Origin of the sequence: Allobranchiibius sp. GilTou73 (genome assembly GCF_021391335.1) — a bacterium.
Classification (GTDB): Bacteria; Actinomycetota; Actinomycetes; order Actinomycetales; family Dermatophilaceae; genus Allobranchiibius; species Allobranchiibius huperziae.
This window is the reverse complement of record NZ_CP090051.1, coordinates 3,278,475-3,299,601: the sequence shown is the minus strand read 5'-3', so window position 1 is coordinate 3,299,601 and position 21,127 is coordinate 3,278,475. Positions and strand designations below refer to the sequence as shown.

The following is a 21,127-nucleotide window of genomic DNA, read 5'->3' as shown; positions in this document are numbered from 1 at the left end:
TCAGCCGGGCTTGTTGATGCGGTTCCGGGCCGCCTCGACCAGTCGGGACGTAGGTGCGGTCATGAGGAAGAGCGCCTGTCGGGCCCGGGGGCCGTGCTCGGTCTCGATGGCGTGCTCCAAGGCGCGGATGCGGCGTTCCTGACGGGTGGCGAGGCCCTCCAGATAGGTGATCTTCCCCTCGCGCTCGCGCAGTGCGCTCTCCAGTTGCGCGACCCGGGGGGCATCGCCCGCGGGTTCGGCCCGCGGGTGACGCGCCGGGAGGGCGACTTCGTAGCGCAGCTTCTCCGCGTGCCGCCACGCGTCCTGATCGAGGTCGGCCCGTCCCGCGAGCGCTCCCAGCTCGTGGGCGATCCCGGCGGCGTCCAGCTCGGGCGGGTACGGGTGCTGTGAGGTGCCGGCGACCAGCGCGGCGGCGTCCCACAGGCCGTGCGCCACGGCCACGGGTGCGGCGACGTCCGCACCCTGGACGAGCACCCGCCGGGCCATGACGCCGTCCTCGCCGACGACCGTGTTGCGCGGCACGGCATGCCCGCGTTGATCGGCCGGCAGTGCATCCACGTGATCGCTGTAGCGGACCACCAGGGCGCGGACGCGGTCCAGATCTCCGGCCCGGAGTGCCGCGACGAGCAGCACCTCCAGGGGTTCGCCCTCGGTGTGGGAGTAGTCAGGCAGCGTGGGCGCGAAGACGGCAGGCAGCTCGGGCAGGTCCCGGCCGCGGACGAGGACCCACCCGCTCGCGAGCTGGCGCACGGCGCCGGCGCGCAGGGCGTCCAGCCAGTCAGGGTGCGCCGGCAGTGCCGCGCGAACGGTGGTGCCGGCCAACGGATCGGTGACGCGGGCACCGTCGAGCACCACCGCGTCGCCCAGGACCAGGTGCGATGCGGACTCGGCCAGGTTTGCGCGCACCGGTGGACGGTCGTCGTACCCGGGAGTGCCCACCCACCACGATGTATCGCCGGATGCCCGACCCTGCGAGACGGGTTCGACGGCGAGGGCGTTGGGGACGTAGGCGATGAACCGGCCGTCGGCGTGGGAGACGGCCAGGTCGAGCAGGTCGAAGTGCCCGAGGCCGGGGGAGTCGGGCGTGAGCACGCGTTCGGGCGGGTCCAGGATCACCACGGTGTCGTAGGCCGACCGCAACGGCAGCCGGTCCAGTCCGCCGCAGTGCACGTCGACGCCCTCGGCGTGCAACCGCACCGCATCGATCGTGCCGCGCACCAGCACTGTCGCCCGCTCGCCCAGCCGGCGGGCCAGCGTGGCCGCCCGCGGGCCGATCAGCAGCACGCTGCCCTCGGCGTCGTCGAGGACGGCTGCGACCCACTCGGAGAGCGCCGTCGGAGGGTCGATGCCGTCGCGCCACCCGGTCATCTCGCCCCCGAGCAGGGTGGGACCGGCGCCTGCGTGCTGGCCGTCGTTGCTCATCCTCGTAGCCTAAGGCGGTCCCGCACCCACCAAGGAGGATCTGCGACCGATGGCGACGACCCCCACGATCGGCGTGGTGCTGCTGCACATGGGCGACCGCCCCGTGCAGCTCGCCGAGGCGCTGAGCACCCTGCGTGCCCAGCGCGACGTCGAGCTCGACGTCGTCCTGGTCGGCAACGGCTGGGAACCCCACGGTCTGCCGGACTGGGTGCGCACCGTGCACCTGCGGGAGAACGTCGGCATCCCGCAGGGCCGCAACGTGGGCGCGAGCGAGGCCCGCGGGGAGTTCCTGTACTTCTACGACGACGACGCGTCGCTTCCGACGCCCGACGTGCTCTCCCGGCTCGCGGCGGTCATCGGGGCCGACGACCGCGTCGCGGTCGCGCAGCCGCGCGGCGCGGATCCCACGGGCAAACCCGCGCCGCGCCGCTGGGTGCCGCGGTTCGACGTGCGTGACGGCGGGCGGGCCGGGTCGGCGACGTGGTTCTGGGAAGCCGTCTTCATGATCCGGCGTACGGCGTTCGAGCAGGTCGGCGGGTGGCCCGGGCAGTTCTTCTTCGGCCACGAGGGCATCGACCTGGCGTGGCGGCTCGTGGACGCCGGCTGGCGCATCGAGTACGTCCCCTCGGTCGTGGTGCACCACCCGTCCACCGACGCCGCCCGGCACGACATCTTCTACCGCACCAACGCCCGCAACCGGGTGTGGGTCGCGCGCCGAAGGCTGCCCCTGCCGCTCGTCCCCGTCTACCTCGCCACCTGGACCGGCGTGATGATGCTGCGGGTGCCCGACGCGCGCTCCCGGTCGGTCTGGCTGGACGGCTTCCGCGAGGGCTGGACCACCGACCCCGGCGAGCGGGCGCCGATGTCCTGGCGGACGGTCGGCCGGTTGACCCGGGCCGGTCGGCCGCCGGTCATCTGATGCGCGTCGTCGTCACGGGCGTCCGCAGCCGCACCCACCTGGTGCACGTGTCCGCCTATCTGCGCACGGCACTGGACGCCACCGCGCGGGGTGAACTGGTCGACGTCGGCTACCTCGGCGGCGGCACCTTCCTCGGAAGCGCCAGCGTCGACGCGTCCGACGTGGCCCGTCTGCTGCCGGACGATCCACGGCTGCGGATCCGGATGCTCGACCGCCTCGAGGACTGGTCCCCCGCCGGCGACGAGCTCGTCTATGTCGCCGTCGGCGCCCCGGGTATTCGACCGTGGATCGAGCTGCGCCGGCGCGCCGGCCTGACCCGGATCGCGGTGGTGGTGACCGACGAGGGCATCGGCAGCTACGGCACCTGGCGCACCCGGCACGACGCCTGGCTGCGCCAGGGGGTCCGGGAGCCGTGGTGCACGGTGCGCACGAGCGCGGTGCAGCTCGCCGACCGGGTGCTGACCACCCGGCGGTTCGCGATGTACGACGCTGCCCGCGACTGGGCGCTCGACCCGGTGATCGCTGAGGAGTTCCGATCCCGCACCAGCGAGGGGGACGGCGACGGCGCCGACCGGGTCGTGCTGCTCACCCAGCCCTGGGTCGAGATGGGCGCCCTCCCGCATGCCGCCTACCTGGACCACGTGGCGCAGGTCCGCGACCGGGTCGCTGCCACGGGCCGGCGGCTCGTCGTGCGGCCCCACCCGTCCGAGGACCCGTCCCGGTACGACGGCTTCGAGACCCTCACGGGCGATCTGCCCGCCGAGCTGGACGGGCGCGTCGTGGGCAGCGCCGCCGTCCTCGGCGGGTCGAGCACCGCCCTGCTCAACCTCGCCGCCCTGCACGACCTCCCGGCGTGGCGCTTGCTGGTGCCCGGTCTGGAGCGTCTCGAGGAGCGCCTGGGCGCGGATCAGCGCGGCCTGCTGCGGCGCTACCTGCCCGCGGCGGTCGCGGCCGCCGACCTCCCCGCGGGCTAGAGTCGACGAGGTGATAAGTAACTCCACTGCGGCGGGTCGGATCGCGACTTCGCCGACCGTGCAGAAGGCGTTCGGGAGGGCGCGCGCCGCCGCACTCGGTGCGCGAGGTGCCGCCGCGAAGATCCCCCGGCCCCCCGAACCGGCGACCTCGCTCGGTGCCGCCGACGTGGCCGACGTACGCGTCACGGCACTGCTCGTGGACGGCGCCGACGCCCGCGCGGCCCGGCGTCGTGCGCGGCGTCTCGGCCTGCCGCGCACCCTGGACGACACCGCCGCCTGGGCGGCGCTGGGCGGGCTCGCGGCCCTGCTGCGGGTCATCGACGACGGTCGTCGCCGCGCCGTGGTGGTCGACACCGCCGGCGCGCGATCGGTCTTCTCCCGATGGGCGGTCACGGCCGGGTTCGAGCCCGTGCACGTGGACGTGATGCGTCCGGAGGTCGTCGGCACCGCGATCGACCCCCGATCGGTCGACCTGGTCGCACGTCTGCACCCGCACTCCAGCGTCGCCGAGACGGTGGACGCCGACCTGGCCCGCGCGGCGGGTGCGCTGCGCCGCGGCGGCGTCGTCGCCATCACGGTGCGGCTCGGCCCTCCCGAGGTGGGCGCCCTGTCGGTCGCCGACCTGCGCTCGCTCGTGGCCCGCGCCGACGAGCAGGGGCTGACGCTGCTGGGCGACTTCGACCTGCACGAGGGCGCCCGCGCCCGCGAGGTCGCGCTCATCGACGAGAGCGACACGTTCGGCCTGGCACTACTGGCCTTCCGGCGCAGGTGAGCACGGCGACCGAGACCGCCCGCTGGGAGCCCGGGCGTCCGGTGCCGGTCCGGGCGATCCTCGGTCCGCTGCGCCGCGGTGCGGGCGACCCCACCTGGCGCGTGCACGAGGGCGCGCTGTGGCGCGGCGTGCTGACGCCGCACGGCCCGGCCACGGTGCGGCTGTGGCGCGAAGCCGACGGCGAGCACGCCGATCGGGCTCACCTGCACGCCTGGGGACCCGGCGCGAGCTGGTGTGCGGCGGCGCTTCCCGACTGGTTGGGCGCGCGCGACGACGTCAGCGCGTTCCAGGTGCACCACGACGAGCTGCGCGATGCCGCCCGACGGCTGCAGCACTGGCGGGTCGGCCGCACGGGTCTGGTACTCGAGGCGCTGGTGCCCGCGATCATCGAGCAGCGCGTGACCGGCAAGCAGGCGTTCGCGGCGTACCGGGTGCTGGTACGCCGCCACGGGACCCCTGCCCCCGGACCCGGCGCGGAGCTCGGGTTGATGTGTCCGCCGGACGTGCCGGGCTGGCGGCGGATCCCGTCGTGGGAGTGGCTGCGCGCGGGCGTCGACGCCCAGCGGGCCGACACCGTGATGCGGGTGCTCCAGGTGGCCCACCGGCTCGAGGAACTGGAGCGGCTACCGCTGCAGACCGCCTGGCGCCGGCTGGGGTCCATCCCCGGGGTGGGGGTATGGACCGTGGCCGAGACGGTGCAGCGGGCGTTGGGCGACGCCGACGCGGTCAGCTTCGGCGACTACCACGTCGCCGCGGACATCGGCTGGGCCCTGACCGGCGCCGCGGTCGACGACGTGGAGCTGGAGCAGCTGCTCACGCCGTACGTCGGGCACCGTTACCGGGTGCAGTACATCGTCACGGCCGGCGGCCTCACCAAACCGCGCCGCGGCTCCCGGATCACCCTGCCGACCCACCTGCCGTAGGCACGACAGGGAGGGTGCGCTCGCGTACCCGCACGGTGACCGCCGTCCCGGCGCGTGACGCCTCGCACCCCAGGCGCTCACCGGCCAGCGCCACCTCCAGCCGGGCCCACACCCGGCCCAGGGCCATCGGATCGCCGGCGCTCAGCGTGACCAGCTCGCCGGAGCCTTCGAGGTCGACCCCCACCTCGTCGTCGGCGCACAGCGCCACCCGCACGGCTCGGGCGACCCGGTCGAGGAGCGTCTCGGGCTGCACCGACTCGAGGCCCACCTGCTGCGACAGCTCGCTCCCGGCGGGCACACCGAGAGCGTCACGGACGGCCTCCGCGCGACCGAGCGCGAACCAGTCGCCCGGTCCCGAGCGCACCAGATCTCGAGCGGGCACGCCGTCCCCGGGCTCTCGGACGAGGTGCGCGAGCCCGCGCACGATGGCGACCGGCACCCGGTGCAGCTTTCCCTTGACCAGGTCGGCGGCGGAGGCGATCTCGTCGGCGAGGTTGCGGACCGTGACGGCGAGGTCCCGGCCGTGGGTGTCGGCGTGCCCGCGCAGATCGTCCAGGCCCGCGAGCCCGCTGGAGCCGAGCGCGAAATCGGTCAGGCCGGCGCGCCAGGCACGGCCCGAGGTGTCGCTGAGCAGCACCGCGAACCGCGCCGGCACCAGGCCCGCGAGCCGTTCGTGCAGGTCGCGCGCGGCAGCGTCGGGGTCGTGGGGGAGCAGGAGCAGGCGCTCCTCGCGTGCATTGGAGGCGTCGATGCCGGCGCCCGCCATGACCGGCCCGCTGCGCGCGGCGACGACGCGGGTGACCGAGTCGGGGGTGCGGCGTTCGGCCACCACGGACGTCGACTGCGCGAGCACGAGGGAGGCGCGATCGGTCGGATCGGCGTGGAGGCCGAGGGCCTTGGAGACGATCTTGCTGGTCACCACCAGGATGTCGCCGTCCTGCAGCGCGAGGTCCGCCGTCGTCATGCCGGCGGCGAGCACGGCGGCGAGGTCGTCGCCGTGGACGATCTCCGGCAGACCGCCGAGAGGGATGACCCGCAGTTCGGTCGTGGCCACGCCTCAGCCCCGTCGGGGCAGTTCGGCGGCGAGGTCCAGGGCGGCGCCCGCCATCGCGCCCGCCGTCTCGACCGAGGTCATGAGCAGGGGTACTGCGCGCACCTGCAGCCGGGCGTCGTACCGCGCGCTCGCGTCGCCCTCGTCGACCAGCCACCCGGACAGGAAGTCGGCGTAGAGGCCGGCGACGCCGACAGGGGTGACCGGCACGTCCAGCGCCGCCAGGCAGGCGTCCGCGTGGCCGCGCACCGGTGCGCCACCGACCAGCGGCGAGACGCCGACGACGGGAGCGGCGGTGCCACGCAGGGCGTCCCGCACCCCGGGCACCGACAGGATGATGCCGATCGAGACGACAGGGTTGCTCGGCGGGAGCAGCACCACGTCGGCCTGCCGGATGGCGTCCAGCACGCCCGGCGCGGGTGCCGCACGATCCATCCCGGCCACCACGAAGCGCTGCGCGGGGACGGACGCCTGCATCCGCACCCACCACTCCTGGAAGTGCACGGCGCGCTGCCCGTCCTCGTCGTCGATCACGACGTGGGTCTCGACCGGGGTGTCGGTCATCGGGAGCAGCCGCACGCCCTGCTCGGGCAGGCCCCACCGGGTCGCGAGCCGCCCGACGACCTCGCTCAGGGTGTGTCCCTGCCCGAGCCACTGGCTGCGCACGATGTGCGTGCCGAAGTCCCGGTCACCGAGACCGAACCACTGCGGCGACGCGCCGTACGCCGCGAGCTCGCCCTGCACGGAGTGCGTCTCGTCGGCCCGGCCCCAGCCCTGGCCCTCGTGCACCCCGCCGCCGAGGGTGTAGAGCAGGGTGTCGACGTCCGGGCAGACGCGCAGCCCGAAGAGGGTGATGTCGTCACCGGTGTTGGCGATGACCGTGACCTGGTGCGGGCCGCCAGGACGGGTCTGTAGGTGGTGCAGCAGGCCGCGCAGAAATCGTGCGCCTCCTACGCCCCCGGCGAGTGCGGTTATGTGCATGGTCGCCATCATCACCCGTGTCCTCGAAAAGCAGCGCAGTGGACCACAATCCGGGCTTGACTCGGGGGAATGACACGCGTGTAATTAGCTCTGTCGTTTCCGGTCGGTGTTGGAGGACCTCGTGCAGGAATTTGCTTTGATCGATGGGGACGGCGTTGACGACGAGGGGGAGTTGTCCTGGCAGGAACGCGCGCTGTGCGCGCAGACCGACCCGGAGGCGTTCTTCCCCGAGAAGGGCGGTTCGACCCGCGAGGCCAAGAAGGTCTGCGTCGGGTGCACCGTGCAGGCCGAATGCCTCGAGTACGCACTCGCTCACGACGAGCGGTTCGGCATCTGGGGCGGCCTCTCCGAGCGTGAGCGCCGCAAGCTGAAGAAGCGCGCAGTCTGAGCACGCTGCAGACTCGCTCCTCCCGGCCGCCGTCAGAGGATGAGCGCACCGGGGGTCTCGTGACGGCGCTGCTCGTCGTCCGTGGCGGACACACCGACGGTCTTGACCGACCCGCCTTCCTCGACGCCACCTGCGCGGCACTGATCGAGCAGACCCGCCCCCCGACCGGCTGGTCGTCGTCGACGCCACCGCTGACCGGATGATGCGCGGGTACATCGACGACCACGAGCGACTGCGCGGCGCGTACCCGCAGGTGTCGGTCGTCGCGGTGCCGCGTGACGCGCCGTTCGCCGCGATGGTCGACACCGCGGTCGATGCTCTGCCCGCACCCGGCGAGGACCTGGTCGTCGCACGTCGTACCGGCGGTCGCGCGGGTCGTCGCCCCGTCCGCCCGCGTGATCGCACGCACTGGCTGTGGCTCCTGCACGAGGACTCCGCGCCGGACCCCAGCGCCCTGGCGAAGCTGACCGCCGTGGTCGCGCAGTCCGAACGGGTCGGTATCGCGGGGTGCAAGGTGGTCGACGCTGCCGACCCCACGGTGCTGCTCGACATCGGCACCGACGTCACCCGCACCGGGCGGCACGTCGGCGCCGCGGCGGGCGAGACCGACCAGGGTCAGCAGGACCATCGCCGGGACGTGCTGTCGGTGAGCAGCGCCGGCATGCTGGTGCGACAGGACACCTACAACACCCTCGGCGGTTTCGACCCGGCGTTCGACGGCGAGGGCGACGGTCTCGACCTCGGCTGGCGCGCGCACCTGATCGGCCACTCCGTCGTCGTGGTCCCCGCAGCGCGGGTGCGTCAGGTCGCCGCCGACGCCGGCCGCGACGCCACGACACTGCGCCGTCACCGCCAGGTGGCGCTGGCCCGGGCGAGCCTGCTCGGCATGCCGTTCCTCGCGATCTGGACCGCGCTCAGTTCGCTCCTGCTGACCCTGGTGCTGCTGCTCGGCAAGCGTCCCCGCCGCGCCGGGGTCGAGTTGGCGCAGGGCACGGCACCGTTGGGCATGCTGCGCATCCTCGGCGCCCGCGGCCGATTCTTCCGGCGCGGCACGACCCGTCGGCGCAATCTGCGGGCACTGTTCGTTCCCGCGGCCGGAGCCCTGCGCGCCGCGTACGACGGGCTGCTCGACGGAGCCGGCGGGCGCTCCCGCGGCGCCATGGCACGCGACGCGGGCGCCGCCGAGACAGGTCCGGTTCCGGCCGTCGCCGAGGAACTGCGTGTCGAGCGCGGACCCATCGCCAGGTCCGTGCTCGGACCCGCGGGTCTTCTGGTGCTGCTGCTCGCGATCGCGAGCGCTGTGCTGTGGCGTGACCTGCTGACCAGCGGCGCCCTGACCGGCACGGGGCGCGGCCTGACCGGTGGCCAACTGCTGCCCTTCGACACCGACGCGACCGGCATCTGGCGCACCTACCGCGACGCGTGGGTCGGCCCCGGCCTCGGACACCCCGCCACCGACGCGCCGTACCTGCTCGTGCTGGCCCCGCTCGCCTGGCTCGTGGGTCTGCTGCCGTGGATCGACCATGACGCCGCCGGGGGCGTCGCCGTCGCCTGGCTGCTGTTCGCCGCGATGCCGCTGTCCGGGCTGGCGGCCTACCGCGCCGGCCGGGTCGCGACCGACGCCCGCTGGCCGCGGCTGGCCGTCGCACTGCTCTGGGCCACGCTGCCCACGCTCACCACCGCCGTCGCGCAGGGCCGCCTCGGTGCCGTCGTGGGGCACATCCTGCTGCCGTTCGCGCTCGCCGGCACCCTCGCGGCTCTGCGTCGCGGCGCGAGCGGCGCGGTCACCTTCGCCGCGGTGCTGGCGGTCGCCCTTACCGGTGCCTTCTCTCCGGTCCTGTTGATCGTCTGCAGCGCGGTGGCGTTGGCCGGCGTGCTCCTCGCTCCCGGCGTCGGCCGGTTGCGGGCGCTCGCGGTGTTCGTCGTGCCGTGGCTGTTGCTGGGGCCGTGGAGCCGCGACGTGCTGACCGGTGACCGCCGCGGGCTGCTCGCCGGTCCGGGTGCCCTCGACCCCACCCGCGGCGGCGGCGTCCACCCCTGGGAGTTGGCGCTGCTGCACCCGGGCGGCCCGGGGTCCTACGCCGTCCTCGCATCGATCCCCGTGCTGGCGATCGGCCTGATCGGACTGGTGCGCACCGGACTCGGCCGCTCCGGGGCGGCGCTCGTCGGGGTCGGCCTGCTCGGGCTCGGCGCAGCCCTCGCGGCTCCCCACGTGCTGCTCGCGGCCACGTCCCGTGGTGACGCCACGCCCTGGACCGGTCCCGCGCTCGACGTCTACGGGTTCGCGCTGCTCGCCGCCGGGCTGCTCGGCATCGCCGGTCTGGGCGCCGGGCGGTGGCGTCCGTGGGTGCACGGCCTCACCGCCGTCGCATGCGTCGGGGCCTGCGCTGTCGCAGGGTTCGGGGTCTGGACCGCGTCGGCCACCGCGCTGACGCCGGTCGTGAGCTCGTTGCCATCGGTCGTACAACGTCAGCTGACCTCCGGTCCCGCACCCCGCGCCCTGCTTCTGACCGCCGCATCCGACGACGCGGTCACCTACCAGCTCATCGGCCGGGAGGCGGGCCTGCCCGCGCGCGACCTGCGCAGCCCGTACCCGTCGTACGACGCCCGCACGGCGGCAGCGGCCCGCGTGCTCACCTCGACCGGTGCGAGCGGTCGCACGGAAGGCTCCCGTCTGATGCACCAGCTCGGAGTCGAGTACGTCGTGGTGCGCGGAGCCGCCGCGGTCCGACGACTGGACGCACCCCTCTCGACGACCGCGGGGCTCACCCAGCTGTCCGCCGGCCGCTCCTCGTCGGTCTGGCGGGTGGAACCCACCAGCACGACCGGCGGCGACGAGGTCGGCAGCAGCCGACTCGTCATCCTGCAGGGTGGCCGGCCCACCACCGAGCTCGCCTCCCGTGCCCAACACGGGCGCACCGACCTGACCGTGCCCGCCGGGGCGCCGGGACGCACCCTCGTGCTCTCGGAGGGCAGCGGCTGGACCGAGCACGGCCGAGTCGCGCTCGACGGGCGGGTGCTGTCGGCGTCGCCGGGTGCCGACCAGCCGACGTACGTCCTGCCGGCCGGCGGCGGTCACCTTGTGGTCGAGACCGGTGTCCGGCACGAATGGCTCGCCTGGATGCAGCTCGGGTTGTCGATCGTCGTGCTGTACCTCGCGATCCCGTTCGGCACCCGTCGACCGCGTACGGAGCAGGTGAGCGGCACATGAGGATCGGCGGAGCGCTGCGGGTGCTGATCGCCGGCGGTGTCGCGGCCGGTCTGGTCTACGGCGCGGGGCGCGCCGAGGGCGAGGTGCATCTGGCCCGCGCCGCGGACCGCGTGGTCACGGTCTCCGGCACCCCGCAGGCCCTGCAGAGCGCGTCCGTCACCTGCCCCGGTGCGGACCGCGGCGGGCTGAGCGACAGCACTGACCCGGAGGCCGCGCAGCAGCAGGTGACGCTGCTGTCCGGCAGCGCACCGACCAGCGTCCTGCCCGCAGGCACCCGCACCCAGGGAGCGGGCGGCGGCACCGTTCCCACGACGCGGACGGGCACGACGTCCACCACCCTCTCGGGGGACCGGGCGATGCGGCTCGACACGACCGGGAGCCTGGCGCCCGGCAGCACCGCCACGCAGTATTCCTACGACAGCATCAGATCCGCTCGTGGGATCTCCGTCCTGCAGTGCACGGCTCCCGTGCAGGACGCGTGGGTGCTCGCCGGTGGCACCGAGCCCGGCCGGGTGACCCGCCTCGTCCTCGCCAACCCGGGCAGCTCAGCCATCACGGTGGCTGCGACCGTCGTGGGTAGCGCGGGACGCGATCCGTCCTCGGTCGCGGGGACGGTGATCGCGCCCGGACGGCGGACCGTCCTCACCCTCGGCACGCTGCGCAGCGGGAGCGACCCCGCCATCCATGTGACCTCCTCCGGTGGGCCCGTCACGATCGCGGCCGCCGACGTGTGGATGGACGGCGAGACCCAGATCGGCGAGGAGACCACCGGCGTGAGCGCGTCGCCCGCGACCACGCAGGTGCTGCCCGCCGTACCCGTCCTCGGACCCGCGCCGGTGGTGCGGGTCGCCGATCCCGGCACCCAGGACGCCGTCGTACGCGTGCGCGCCACGGCGTCCGACGGGTCGATCGCCACCGAGCAGGTGCTCACCGTCGCGGCCGGACGCACCGGCTCGCTGACCCTGCGCGGGCTGACCCGCGGCGACTACGGCGTGCAGGTCCTCTCCGACGAGCCGGTCGTCGCTGCCGCTTCGGTGCGCACGACGGCGACGGGAGTCGGTGACCTCACCTGGGCGACGGGTGCATCCCTCACGCGCGCGCTCACCGGCACCGGCCTGCCCGGGGGCCTGGGCAACGGCGACGCGGTACTGGGGGTGACGGCTGCGAGCCGCACCGCGCAGATCGTGGTCAGCACCGTCGACGCGCAGGGCCGGGTCACGTCCACCAGGCGTTCGCTGGCTGCCGGCACGCCTCTGCTGCAAGGACTTCCGGCCGCGCGGTCGGTGTGGGTGACGGTGCGGTCCGGCTCCGTCTGGGCTGCGGTCACCCTGCGTCGTATGGACCGCAACGGCCCGCTCGTCGCGACGACCACGCTGACGCCGCTCCCGCTGGCAGCGCAGGCTCCGGCGCTCCGGCCGGCGAACGGCTGAGGTTCACTCCGAGGCGCGGTCGGCCCACCACTGGGCGTAGGAGCGACCGCCTCGGACGGCCTGGTCGCCGGGCAGGTTCGAACCGTTACCCAGCGCTGTCAGAACGCGCCCGACCCGCGGGAGCTGGACCTGATGCGGGGTGGGACGACCCGACAGGTGCGCGGTGAGGACAGCGATGTCGCGGGCGCTCAGCACCTCTGGCCCGGCCAGCTCGACGGTGCCGCCGGTCGGCGTGGTCTCCAACGCCACGTCCACCAGCCGTCGTCCCACCCACGCGGTGTCGCACGGCGCGAACCGCAGGCCCCGCAGTCCGACGCCGATCGGGCCGACATGCACGCCGCAGATCCGTTCGACGAACTCGTGGAACTGCGTGGCACGCACGATCGTGTACGGCCGCTTGGACTCACCGACGACCCGTTCGGCCTCGGCCTTGACCCGGTAATAGGGAAGCGGGCTGTCCCAGCACCCGACGATCGACACATGGACGAGGTGAGCGTCCGGGTTGTTCTCGGCCAGTGCGTTGCACAGCCGCTCCAGACCGTCGACGTCAACCTCATGACCGTGGGGGTCGGTCGCGCAGTGGATGACCGCCTGCACGTTCTGCACCGCGTCGCTCAGTCCTGCGCCGGTGCGCAGATCGCCGACGCACACCTGCGCATCCGTCCCGGCGTCGGCGCGGCGGGTGAGGACCTTCGCGGGGACGTCGGAGTCGAGCAGCTCGCGGACCACGGCCCGGCCGAGGGTGCCGGTGCCGCCGGTGACCAGCACGGGCGCGCGTCCGACGTGCGGGAGTCCGGACAGCAGGTTCGGAGCGGCGGTGGGGTCGGTCACGTGCGCTCAGTCCTGCAGGTCGTCGGGATGGATGCCGACGACGCCGGCGACCTGCTCGGCGACGATCTGCTCGATCAGGTCGGCGAGCTCGTCCTCGCCCACGGCCCGCGCCTCGATGGGACGGCGGTAGATCACGACCCGCGGCGTCGCCTTCCCGGTGCCGGGAAAGGTGCGACCCAGCGCGACATCGGACTCCCACGGCGCCGGATCGTGGGTGGGCACGTCCTCGACGGCCACCTCGAGCATGTCCAGCGGCCTGCCGAGGCGACGCTCGACGCGCTCCAGGGCGCTCAGCACGGTCTCGTCGAACTCCTCTGCGCGGGTGCGCATGACCGGCACCCTCGGCCAGGCCAACGGCCCGCGGATTCCGCGGCCGTGCCGCTCCGAACGGGCAGGGCGGGCAGCGCGCGTCCCGGGTCCGGGTGTGCTGCGGAGGTCCTGCCAGGCGGCGTACCCAGTCATCCCAGGAGCCTATCCAGCCACCCGGCCATGTCGACCTCACCGTCGCCCGGCGCGCCGATGACGACGAGTCCGGGCGCTCGCCTAAAGTCACGGCGTGATGCACCCGAGCCCCCGCGTGATGATGCGCCAGTGCAACCGCAGTGCCTGCCAGGGGCCGGCCGTTGCCACCCTGACCTACGTGCACGCGGACTGCACGATCGTGCTCGGACCGCTCGCCACCTATGCGGAGCCGCACTCCTACGACCTGTGCGCCGCGCACACCACGCGGTTCACCGCCCCGCGCGGCTGGGATGTCGTGCGACTCGCTGTCGATCTGGAGCCGCCGGTGCCCTCCGGTGACGATCTGGCGGCGCTCGCGGACGCCGTACGTGAGGCCGGTCGACGCGAGCCCGCACGTCCCGCCGCCGACCCGTCGGCCCAGCCGGGACGGCCGCGGTTGCGCATCCTGCCGAGCTCCTGACCCCCGTTAGGCTGCGGCCATGACCTCCCCACGCCTCGCTGAGTTCGTCAAGGCGTACGACGTGCGGGGCCTGGTGCCGCAGCAACTGTCGCCCGAGGTGGCCCGAGCGATCGGCGGCGCGTTCGCCGAGCAGATCGCGATCCCCGAGGGCGCGAGCGCTGTCGTCATCGGTCACGACATGCGCCCCAGTTCACCTCAACTGGTGTCGGCGTTCGCCGAGGGCGTGATGGGGCGAGGTGTCGACGCGGTGCTCATCGGACTCTGCTCGACCGACGGTCTCTATTACGCCAGCGGCGCCCTGGATCTGCCCGGGGCGATGTTCACCGCGAGTCACAACCCTGCGGAGTACAACGGCATCAAGCTGTGTCGCGCGGGGGCCCGGCCGATCAGCACCGACACCGGACTGGATCAGGTGCGCGACCGTGCCCAGGAGTGGCTCGATGACGGTCAGCCGGCCGCCGTCGACACGCCCGGCGTGGTCCGCGAGCGTGACCTGCTGGGGGAGTACGCCGCGCTGCTGCGCCGACTGGTCGACCTGCAGGGGATCCGACCGCTCAAGGTCGTGGTCGACGCGGGCAACGGGATGGGCGGGCACACCGTCCCCGCCGTCCTCGGCACCGGAGCGGGTCTGGCGGCGCTGCCGCTGGAGATCGTGCCGATGTACTTCGAGCTCGACGGCACCTTCCCCAATCACCCGGCGAATCCCCTGGAGCCGGACAACCTGCGCGATCTGCAGGCCGCCGTCCGCGAGCACGGGGCCGATCTGGGGCTCGCCTTCGACGGCGACGCCGACCGGTGTTTCGTGGTGGACGAGCACGGCGACCCGGTCAGCGCGTCGGCGGTGACGGCGCTCGTGGCCACCCGTGAGATCGGGCGTGCGGTCGCCTCGGGCACTCCCGTCGACCAGGTCCGTGTGGTGCACAACCTCATCTCCTCCCGGGCGGTGCCGGAGATCATCACCGAGCACGGAGCCCAGGCGGTGCGTACCCGCGTGGGTCACTCGTTCATCAAGTCCGACATGGCGCACCACCGCGCGATCTTCGGTGGAGAGCACTCGGCCCACTACTACTTCCAGGACTTCTGGTACGCCGACACCGGCATGCTCGCCGCACTGCACGTGCTCGCGGCCCTCGGAGCCGACCGTCGTCCCCTCTCGGAGGTGATGCGGGAGTACAGCCGCTACGTCGCCTCCGGTGAGGTCAACTCCTCGGTCGACGACAAGGCGGCGGCGACCGCGCGGGTGCGCGAGTGGGCGCTGCGCCAGGACGGCGTCGTCGAGGACACCCTCGACGGCCTGACCTTCACCCACGATGGGTCGCCGATGTGGTGGCTGAACGTGCGCGGCAGCAATACCGAGCCCCTGCTGCGGCTCAACGTCGAAGCCGCCGACGAGGCGACCATGACCGCCGTACGTGACGCGGCATTGGTTCGGATCCGTATCCACGACAAGGAGACCCGATCGACATGAGCACCGACGAAGCGCACGGTCTCGAACCCTGGCTGCGCGAGATCCTGCGCTGCCCCGTCTGCCGCGGTGAGCTGGTCGACGCGACCTCCCCGGACGGCACTCCGGAGTTGCAGTGCGCTTCGTCCTGCGACGCGGAGGGCGTCCGGCGTGGCTACCCGATCACCGACGGGATCCCCGTCCTGCTCGCCGACGAGGCACGCCTCATCCGCGGCTGAGCACGGTGCCCTCCCTCGAAGAGTCCTGGATCGACGATCCGGAAGAGCTGCGCTGGCGCGACTCGCGCGACAGTCTGCGTTCGCTGGCGACTGCCGGCGCGCAGGTGCGCGAGGCCGTCACCCTGAGCCGGGAGGCCGGCGTCGAGCGCGTCGCGTACGGCGAACGCCCCCGATCGGTCCTGGTCGCAGCACTCGGCGGGTCCTCGGTCGTCGCGGACGTGCTGGAGCTGCTCGCCGAGCCGGGTTCGCCGGTGCCGGTCACCGTGCGGCGCAACCTGCCGCTGCCCGGATGGGTCGGACCCCTCGACCTGGTTATCGCGGTGTCCCTGTCGGGAACGGCCGACGGGCCCGTCGCCATCGCCCGTGAGGCGGCCCGTCGCGGCACCGCCCTGCTGACCGTCGGCGCCGACGACTCGCCCCTGGCCGAGGCGGCGCACCGGGCGCGCGGCGTGCACGTCAGCGTCGGGCGTGGTCGCACCTCGAGCCGCACGTCGCTGTGGTCGTTGCTGACCCCGGTGCTGCTCGCGGCGGACGTCCTCGGCCTCGCCGACGTCCCAGACGCTGTCTTCCCGCAGATCGCCGCGCGGCTCGACGAGCAGGCGGAGACCTGCCGGCCCTCCTCGGAGTCGTTCGTCAACCCGGCCAAGCTGATGGCCGTCCAACTGGCCGAGACCGTGCCGGTGGTGCTCGGGGACAACCCGCTCACCGGCGTCGCGGCACGACGGGCGGCGTCCATGTTGGCCCGGACCGCTCGGATGCCGGCCACCTGGGGCGAGCTGCCGGACGCCGCCTCGCAGGTGGTGGCCTGCTTCGACGGGCCGTTCACCGCCGGCGGTGGCCAGGGACTGGCCGGGCGCACCGGGATGGACATCTTCGCCGACCCGTTCCTCGACGGTCCCGCGCAGCCGAGCCTGGGGCTGCTGATGCTGCGCGACGCACCCTCCGACCCGCCCACACCGGAGGGCGACGAGGCCGCGGCACTCACCGACGATCTGCTCGCGACCGCTCGGCAGGCCGACGTGCGCGTGGTCGAGTCCATTGCCGCACCGGGTCATCCGGTGGTGCGGCTCGCCGAGCACATCGCCATGGTCGACTTCGCCTCGACCTACCTGGCGATCGGACTCGGGGTCGATCCCGCCGTGTCACCGCACGTGGCCGACCTGCGCGACCGTCGCCGCGGTCGCGGGCGGCCGTCCGCGGGATAGCGTGCCCGGCGTGAGCACCGACCCGCACAGCCGAGCGCCGATGTCGTACGCCGATTACCTCGGTCTGGACACGCTGCTGGCCTCGCAGCACCCGCGCGCGGTGCCACCGCAGCACGACGAGCTGCTCTTCATCATCCAGCACCAGACCAGCGAGCTGTGGTTCAAGCTCGTCCTTCACGAGTTGCGTTCTGCCAGAGACCTCTTCGCTGCCGACGAGCTGCAGGCGTCGCTCAAACGACTGGCCCGCGTCAAGCACATCCAGGCCACGCTCACCCAGCAGTGGTCGGTGCTGGCGACGCTCACGCCGAGCGAGTACGCGACCTTCCGCACCTTCCTCGCGACATCGTCCGGATTCCAGTCGGTGCAGTACCGCGCCGTGGAGTTCCTGCTGGGCAACAAGAACCCCGACATGCTGCGGGTGTTCGACGCCGAGCCGGGTGCCCGCGACCTGCTCGCCGAGATGCTGCGCGAACCGAGCATCTACGACGTGTTCCTGCAGCTGCTCGGCCGGCGCGGGTTCGCGGTGCCGCCCGAGGCGCTGGAGCGGGACGTGGCGACGCCGTACGTGCCGCACGACGCGATTGCCGAGGTGTTCCACGAGATCTACTCCGACCCGCCGCGCTACTGGGACATCTACGAGACGTGCGAGGAACTGGTCGACCTGGAGGACAACTTCCAGCTGTGGCGCTTCCGGCACCTGAAGACGGTCGAGCGCATCATCGGCGGCGCGCCGGGCACCGGCGGTTCCAGCGGCGTGGCGTTCCTGCGGCGCGCACTGGACCAGACGTTCTTCCCGGAGCTCTACACCGTCCGCGGGCAGATCGCGCAGGGGCAGTGACCGTCGCGTCCGCCGCTGGGACGCCCCGCCCTACGCTGAGACCGTGACTCACTTCGACCTGGCCATCATCGGCAGCGGTTCGGGCAACTCTCTCGTCACCCCCGATTTCGACGGCAAGTCCGTTGCGATCATCGAGAAGGGACTGTTCGGCGGCACCTGCCTCAACGTCGGGTGCATCCCGACCAAGATGTACGTCTACGCAGCGGAGGTGGCCGACACCGTCCGTGACGCGAGCCGGTACGGCGTCGACGCGCACGTCGACGGGATCCGATGGCCCGCCATCCGCGACCGCATCTTCGGGCGCATCGACCCGATCTCCCAGGGCGGCAGGGACTACCGGGTCAACGGGGCCAACACCACGGCGTACCTCGGGGAGGGCCGGTTCACCGGTCCGAAGACCCTGACGGTCACCGTCGACGGTCGCGAGGAGGAGGTCTCGGCAGACCAGATCGTGCTCGCCAGCGGCAGCCACGCGGTCGTCCCCGACGAGATCACCGCCTCCGGCGTGCCGTTCCACACCAGCGACACGGTGATGCGGATGGAACAGCTGCCGTCCTCGATGGTCATCCTCGGCGGCGGGTTCATCGCCGCTGAGTTCGCTCACGTGTTCTCCGCGCTCGGCGTCGCCGTCAAGATCGTCGCGCGCGGCAAGCAACTCCTGACCAAGGAGGACGCCGACATCTCCGCGGCGTTCACCGAGCAGGCCGAGCAGAAGTGGGACGTGCACCTGGGCTCTCCTCCGGAGCGCGCCGAAGCAGTGGACGGCGGCGTCGAGCTGACGCTCGGCAACGGCACGCGGGTGCGGGGCGAGGTGCTGCTCGTCGCGACCGGACGTGCCCCGAACTCGCCCTCTCTCGACCTGGACGTCGCAGGGGTGGACACCTACCCGGACGGCCGGATCGTCGTCGATCCGCACGGCCGCACGTCGGCCGAGGGCATCTGGAGCCTCGGCGACGCGAGCTCGCCGTACCAGCTCAAGCACGTGGCCAACCACGAGGCGCGCATCGTGGCGCACAACCTGGCGCATCCGCACGACCTGTACTCCTTCGACCACCGCTTCGTGCCGCAGGCGGTCTTCACCCACCCGCAGATCTCCTCGGTCGGGCTGACCGAGGAACAGGCCCGAGCGACGGGTCGCGACATCACGGTCAAGGTGCAGAAGTACGGCGACGTCGCGTTCGGGTGGGCCATGGAGGACACCACCAGCATGGTGAAGCTCATCGCCGACAAGAAGACCAAGCTGCTCATCGGCGCGCACTTCCTGGGCCCGGACGCCAGTTCGCTGATCCAGACCTCGATCCAGGCGATGTCCTTCGGGCTGACAGTGCCGCAGATGGCCCGGGGCCAGTACTGGATCCACCCGGCGCTGGCCGAGGTCGTCGAGAACGCCCTGCTGGGGCTGGAGTTCGACGACTGACCCGCACCTAGACTGCGCCCATGTCGAGCGAGGGTGGCAACAAGGCAATCATCGCGGCGCTCGGGGCCAACCTCGGCATCGCGATCACCAAACTGATCGCGTTCGCCCTCACCGGGATGAGCTCGATGCTCGCCGAGGGGATCCACTCCCTCGCCGACTCCGGCAATCAGCTGCTGCTCCTGGTCGGCGGGCGGCGGGCGAAAAAGGCGGCCACCCCGGAGCACCCGTTCGGCTACGGCCGCGAGCGTTATGTCTTCGGCTTCGTCGTCTCGATCGTGCTCTTCAGCCTCGGCGGCCTCTTCGCTCTCTACGAGGCCTACCACAAGGCGCACGAGGCGCACGCGGGCAAAGGGGAGCGGCCGGGCTTCGGCCAGGACTGGTGGTGGGTGCCGGTGGTGGTCCTCCTCGCGGCGATCGTGCTGGAGGGTCTGTCGTTCCGTACTGCGGTCCGCGAGAGCAACCCGCACCGCGGCGATTCCTCCTGGCTGCAGTTCATCCGCAGGGCCAAGGCCCCCGAGCTCCCGGTGATCCTGCTCGAGGACTTCGCGGCGCTGGTCGGGCTGGTCTTCGCGCTCTTCGGCGTCGTGCTCTCGGTACTGACCCGCAGCTCGTACTGGGATGCCGCCGGCACCGGCCTGATCGGCCTGCTGCTCGTCGCCGTCGCCGTCGTCCTCGCGATCGAGACCAAATCGCTGCTCGTGGGGGAGTCCGCGAGTCCGTCCGTCGCCCTGGCGATCGTCGCGGCGATCGAGGGCGCCCCGGGCGTCGACCGGGTCATCCACGCCAAGACGCTGCACCTCGGGCCGGAGGAGTTGCTGGTCGCCGCCAAGATCGCGGTCGGTGCCTCGGACACCGGCGCCGATGTCGCGCGAGCCATCGACGCGGCCGAGGAGAGAGCCCGGGCAAGTGCGCCCGACCTGCGACTGGTGATGTACCTCGAACCCGACCTCGACATCGCGCCGGTGCGATGACTGTGGACCGCATCGCGCTGATCTCCGACGTGCACGGCAACCTGACGGCACTGCGCGCAGTGCTGGACGACATCGCCGCCCGGGGCATCACGCGCATCGTCAACCTCGGCGACTTCGTCGGGAAGGGCCCACGGGGACAGCAGGCGGCCGACCTGTGCCGCGAGGTCTGCGAGGTCAACCTGCGGGGCAACTGGGAGGATTTCCTACCCGCCGAACAGCCGCAGTACCGCGACCCGTCCCAGTGGTGGTGGCGGGAGGAGCTACGACCGGATCAGTTGCCATGGCTGCGCACCTTGCCGCTGTCGCACGACCTCGGGTCGGCGGTCGACGGGTGCGACTTCTGCACGCCAGCGCTGCCGATGTGCACACCAAGGTGTTCGCCGACCTCTCGCCGGTGGAGTTCGACGGGATGTTCGCCGCCACGGCTCTGACCGGGTCCGGCCCGGTGCCCACGGTGGTCGGGTACGGCGACATCCACGACGCCTACCTGAGCGTGCGCGACGGGCGAACGCTGTTCAACGTCGGCAGTGTCGGCAACGCGCTCGATGAGCCCATCCCGTCGTACGCCGTCCTCGAGGGAGCCGTGGGCAGCGACGTGCCGGGGCCCTTCGGGCTGCAGTTCGTGCGGGTGCCCTACGACGTCGAGGCCGAGATCCAGGTGGCCGTCGACGCCGGCATGCCCGGCCTGTCGTTCTGGGCGACCGAGCTGCGGACCGGGGTCTACCGCTCGCTCCAGCCGGGGTGGCGCTAGTCAGTCCGCGGACCGTGGCACGAGACGCAGCACGGGGATGACCCGACTCGTCTTCGCCTCGTACCCCTTGAAGCCATCCGACATCGCAGTGAACTGCGCCCAGGCCGCGTCGCGCCCCTCGGCGGTGTCGACCGCGGTGACCGCGACCGTGCTGGTCCCGCCACCGTCCTCGGGTTTCTCGATCGTGACCTGCGGATGCGCCAGCAGGTTGTGATACCAGTCGGGGTTCCTGTCAGCGCCGGCCGCCGATGCCGCGATCAACCACGATCCGTCGTCCTGCGGGATCGCCGCTACCGGGTTGACGCGTTCGACGCCGGATTTGGCACCGATGTGGTGCACGAGCACCAGTGCCCGCCCGAATCCGTTGGTGCTCACCGTGCCACCGTTGTCGCGAAACTCCTCGATGATCGATGCGTTCCAGTCGGACAAGGTGTCTCC

23 protein-coding genes are annotated in these 21,127 nt (G+C 72.7%); 17 read left to right on the top strand and 6 right to left on the bottom strand.

Annotated elements, in window-relative coordinates; translation table 11 throughout:
* The gene (locus LVQ62_RS16255; protein WP_233763167.1) at positions 1–1,422 is read right to left on the bottom strand and encodes a hypothetical protein; all 1,422 of its coding nucleotides are present in this window, start codon (positions 1,420–1,422) and stop codon (positions 1–3) included.
* Positions 1,423–1,471: 49 nt separating this feature from the next.
* Here LVQ62_RS16255 and LVQ62_RS16250 point away from each other — a divergent pair, with 49 nt between their 5' ends.
* The 4 genes from LVQ62_RS16250 to LVQ62_RS16235 are packed head-to-tail and all read left to right on the top strand — an operon-like array spanning position 1,472 to position 5,010.
* Positions 1,472–2,341, top strand: coding sequence for a glycosyltransferase family 2 protein (locus tag LVQ62_RS16250; protein WP_233763165.1), 870 nt, complete (start codon positions 1,472–1,474; stop codon positions 2,339–2,341).
* The gene (locus tag LVQ62_RS16245; protein WP_233763163.1) at positions 2,341–3,315 is read left to right on the top strand and encodes an alpha-2,8-polysialyltransferase family protein; all 975 of its coding nucleotides are present in this window, start codon (positions 2,341–2,343) and stop codon (positions 3,313–3,315) included. The genes LVQ62_RS16250 and LVQ62_RS16245 overlap by 1 nt, the downstream gene beginning before the upstream one ends.
* Positions 3,316–3,325: 10 nt before the next feature.
* The gene (locus LVQ62_RS16240; protein WP_233763161.1) at positions 3,326–4,087 is read left to right on the top strand and encodes a hypothetical protein; all 762 of its coding nucleotides are present in this window, start codon (positions 3,326–3,328) and stop codon (positions 4,085–4,087) included.
* The gene (locus LVQ62_RS16235) at positions 4,084–5,010 is read left to right on the top strand and encodes a DNA-3-methyladenine glycosylase (protein WP_233763159.1); all 927 of its coding nucleotides are present in this window, start codon (positions 4,084–4,086) and stop codon (positions 5,008–5,010) included. The genes LVQ62_RS16240 and LVQ62_RS16235 overlap by 4 nt, the downstream gene beginning before the upstream one ends.
* On the opposite strand, the gene cofE is transcribed toward LVQ62_RS16235, so the two are convergent.
* Both cofE and cofD read right to left on the bottom strand, forming a co-directional pair.
* Positions 4,985–6,064, bottom strand: coding sequence for a coenzyme F420-0:L-glutamate ligase (gene cofE / locus LVQ62_RS16230; RefSeq protein WP_233763157.1), 1,080 nt, complete (start codon positions 6,062–6,064; stop codon positions 4,985–4,987). The two genes, LVQ62_RS16235 and cofE, sit on opposite strands and share 26 nt — an antisense overlap.
* Positions 6,065–6,067: 3 nt before the next feature.
* Complete coding sequence (cofD, locus tag LVQ62_RS16225) at positions 6,068–7,042, bottom strand: 2-phospho-L-lactate transferase (RefSeq protein WP_233763155.1); 975 nt, start codon at positions 7,040–7,042, stop codon at positions 6,068–6,070.
* A gap of 121 nt (positions 7,043–7,163) precedes the next feature.
* Here cofD and LVQ62_RS16220 point away from each other — a divergent pair, with 121 nt between their 5' ends.
* From LVQ62_RS16220 to LVQ62_RS16205, 4 genes are read left to right on the top strand one after another with little or no spacing between them, the layout of a single operon-like run.
* Positions 7,164–7,430 (top strand): WhiB family transcriptional regulator, encoded by a 267-nt coding sequence (locus LVQ62_RS16220; RefSeq protein ID WP_179479537.1) that lies wholly within the window; start codon positions 7,164–7,166, stop codon positions 7,428–7,430.
* A 59-nt stretch (positions 7,431–7,489) separates the two neighbouring features.
* Positions 7,490–7,633, top strand: coding sequence for a hypothetical protein (locus tag LVQ62_RS16215; protein ID WP_233763153.1), 144 nt, complete (start codon positions 7,490–7,492; stop codon positions 7,631–7,633).
* Positions 7,630–10,641 (top strand): glycosyltransferase, encoded by a 3,012-nt coding sequence (locus LVQ62_RS16210; RefSeq protein ID WP_233763151.1) that lies wholly within the window; start codon positions 7,630–7,632, stop codon positions 10,639–10,641. The genes LVQ62_RS16215 and LVQ62_RS16210 overlap by 4 nt, the downstream gene beginning before the upstream one ends.
* A complete protein-coding gene (locus tag LVQ62_RS16205) occupies positions 10,638–12,071 on the top strand; it encodes a DUF5719 family protein (RefSeq protein ID WP_233763149.1) in 1,434 nt (477 codons plus the stop codon). The genes LVQ62_RS16210 and LVQ62_RS16205 overlap by 4 nt, the downstream gene beginning before the upstream one ends.
* A gap of 3 nt (positions 12,072–12,074) precedes the next feature.
* Here LVQ62_RS16205 and LVQ62_RS16200 read toward each other — a convergent pair whose 3' ends face one another.
* Positions 12,075–12,902, bottom strand: a complete 828-nt coding sequence (locus LVQ62_RS16200) for an SDR family oxidoreductase (protein ID WP_233763148.1) — start codon at positions 12,900–12,902, stop codon at positions 12,075–12,077.
* Between the two features lie 6 nt (positions 12,903–12,908).
* Positions 12,909–13,232, bottom strand: a complete 324-nt coding sequence (locus LVQ62_RS16195; RefSeq protein ID WP_179479545.1) for a metallopeptidase family protein — start codon at positions 13,230–13,232, stop codon at positions 12,909–12,911.
* A 229-nt stretch (positions 13,233–13,461) separates the two neighbouring features.
* Between LVQ62_RS16195 and LVQ62_RS16190 the strand changes: the two genes are divergently transcribed.
* The 9 genes from LVQ62_RS16190 to LVQ62_RS17930 are packed head-to-tail and all read left to right on the top strand — an operon-like array spanning position 13,462 to position 20,689.
* Positions 13,462–13,824 carry a DUF3499 domain-containing protein gene (locus tag LVQ62_RS16190; RefSeq protein WP_208051399.1) on the top strand — a complete coding sequence of 121 codons (363 nt, stop codon included), beginning with the start codon at positions 13,462–13,464 and terminating at the stop codon, positions 13,822–13,824.
* Between the two features lie 19 nt (positions 13,825–13,843).
* Complete coding sequence (locus LVQ62_RS16185) at positions 13,844–15,292, top strand: phosphomannomutase/phosphoglucomutase (RefSeq protein ID WP_233763146.1); 1,449 nt, start codon at positions 13,844–13,846, stop codon at positions 15,290–15,292.
* Complete coding sequence (locus LVQ62_RS16180; RefSeq protein ID WP_233763144.1) at positions 15,289–15,507, top strand: Trm112 family protein; 219 nt, start codon at positions 15,289–15,291, stop codon at positions 15,505–15,507. The genes LVQ62_RS16185 and LVQ62_RS16180 overlap by 4 nt, the downstream gene beginning before the upstream one ends.
* 5 nt (positions 15,508–15,512) lie before the next feature.
* The gene (locus LVQ62_RS16175; RefSeq protein ID WP_233763141.1) at positions 15,513–16,712 is read left to right on the top strand and encodes an SIS domain-containing protein; all 1,200 of its coding nucleotides are present in this window, start codon (positions 15,513–15,515) and stop codon (positions 16,710–16,712) included.
* Positions 16,713–16,722: 10 nt separating this feature from the next.
* A complete protein-coding gene (locus tag LVQ62_RS16170) occupies positions 16,723–17,550 on the top strand; it encodes a tryptophan 2,3-dioxygenase (RefSeq protein ID WP_255696441.1) in 828 nt (275 codons plus the stop codon).
* Between the two features lie 43 nt (positions 17,551–17,593).
* Positions 17,594–18,967: a mycothione reductase gene (locus LVQ62_RS16165; RefSeq protein WP_233763139.1), complete on the top strand. Its 1,374-nt coding sequence runs from the start codon at positions 17,594–17,596 to the stop codon at positions 18,965–18,967.
* A 20-nt stretch (positions 18,968–18,987) separates the two neighbouring features.
* Positions 18,988–19,938, top strand: coding sequence for a cation diffusion facilitator family transporter (locus tag LVQ62_RS16160; RefSeq protein WP_233763137.1), 951 nt, complete (start codon positions 18,988–18,990; stop codon positions 19,936–19,938).
* Positions 19,935–20,369, top strand: coding sequence for a metallophosphoesterase (locus tag LVQ62_RS17935; RefSeq protein ID WP_370639644.1), 435 nt, complete (start codon positions 19,935–19,937; stop codon positions 20,367–20,369). Before LVQ62_RS16160 ends, LVQ62_RS17935 begins: the two co-directional genes overlap by 4 nt.
* Positions 20,312–20,689, top strand: coding sequence for a metallophosphoesterase (locus tag LVQ62_RS17930; RefSeq protein WP_370639643.1), 378 nt, complete (start codon positions 20,312–20,314; stop codon positions 20,687–20,689). The genes LVQ62_RS17935 and LVQ62_RS17930 overlap by 58 nt, the downstream gene beginning before the upstream one ends.
* Here the strand turns inward: LVQ62_RS17930 and LVQ62_RS16150 are convergent, their stop codons facing one another.
* A complete protein-coding gene (locus tag LVQ62_RS16150) occupies positions 20,690–21,118 on the bottom strand; it encodes a nitroreductase/quinone reductase family protein (RefSeq protein ID WP_233763135.1) in 429 nt (142 codons plus the stop codon).
* Between the last annotated feature and the right edge of the window lie 9 nt (positions 21,119–21,127).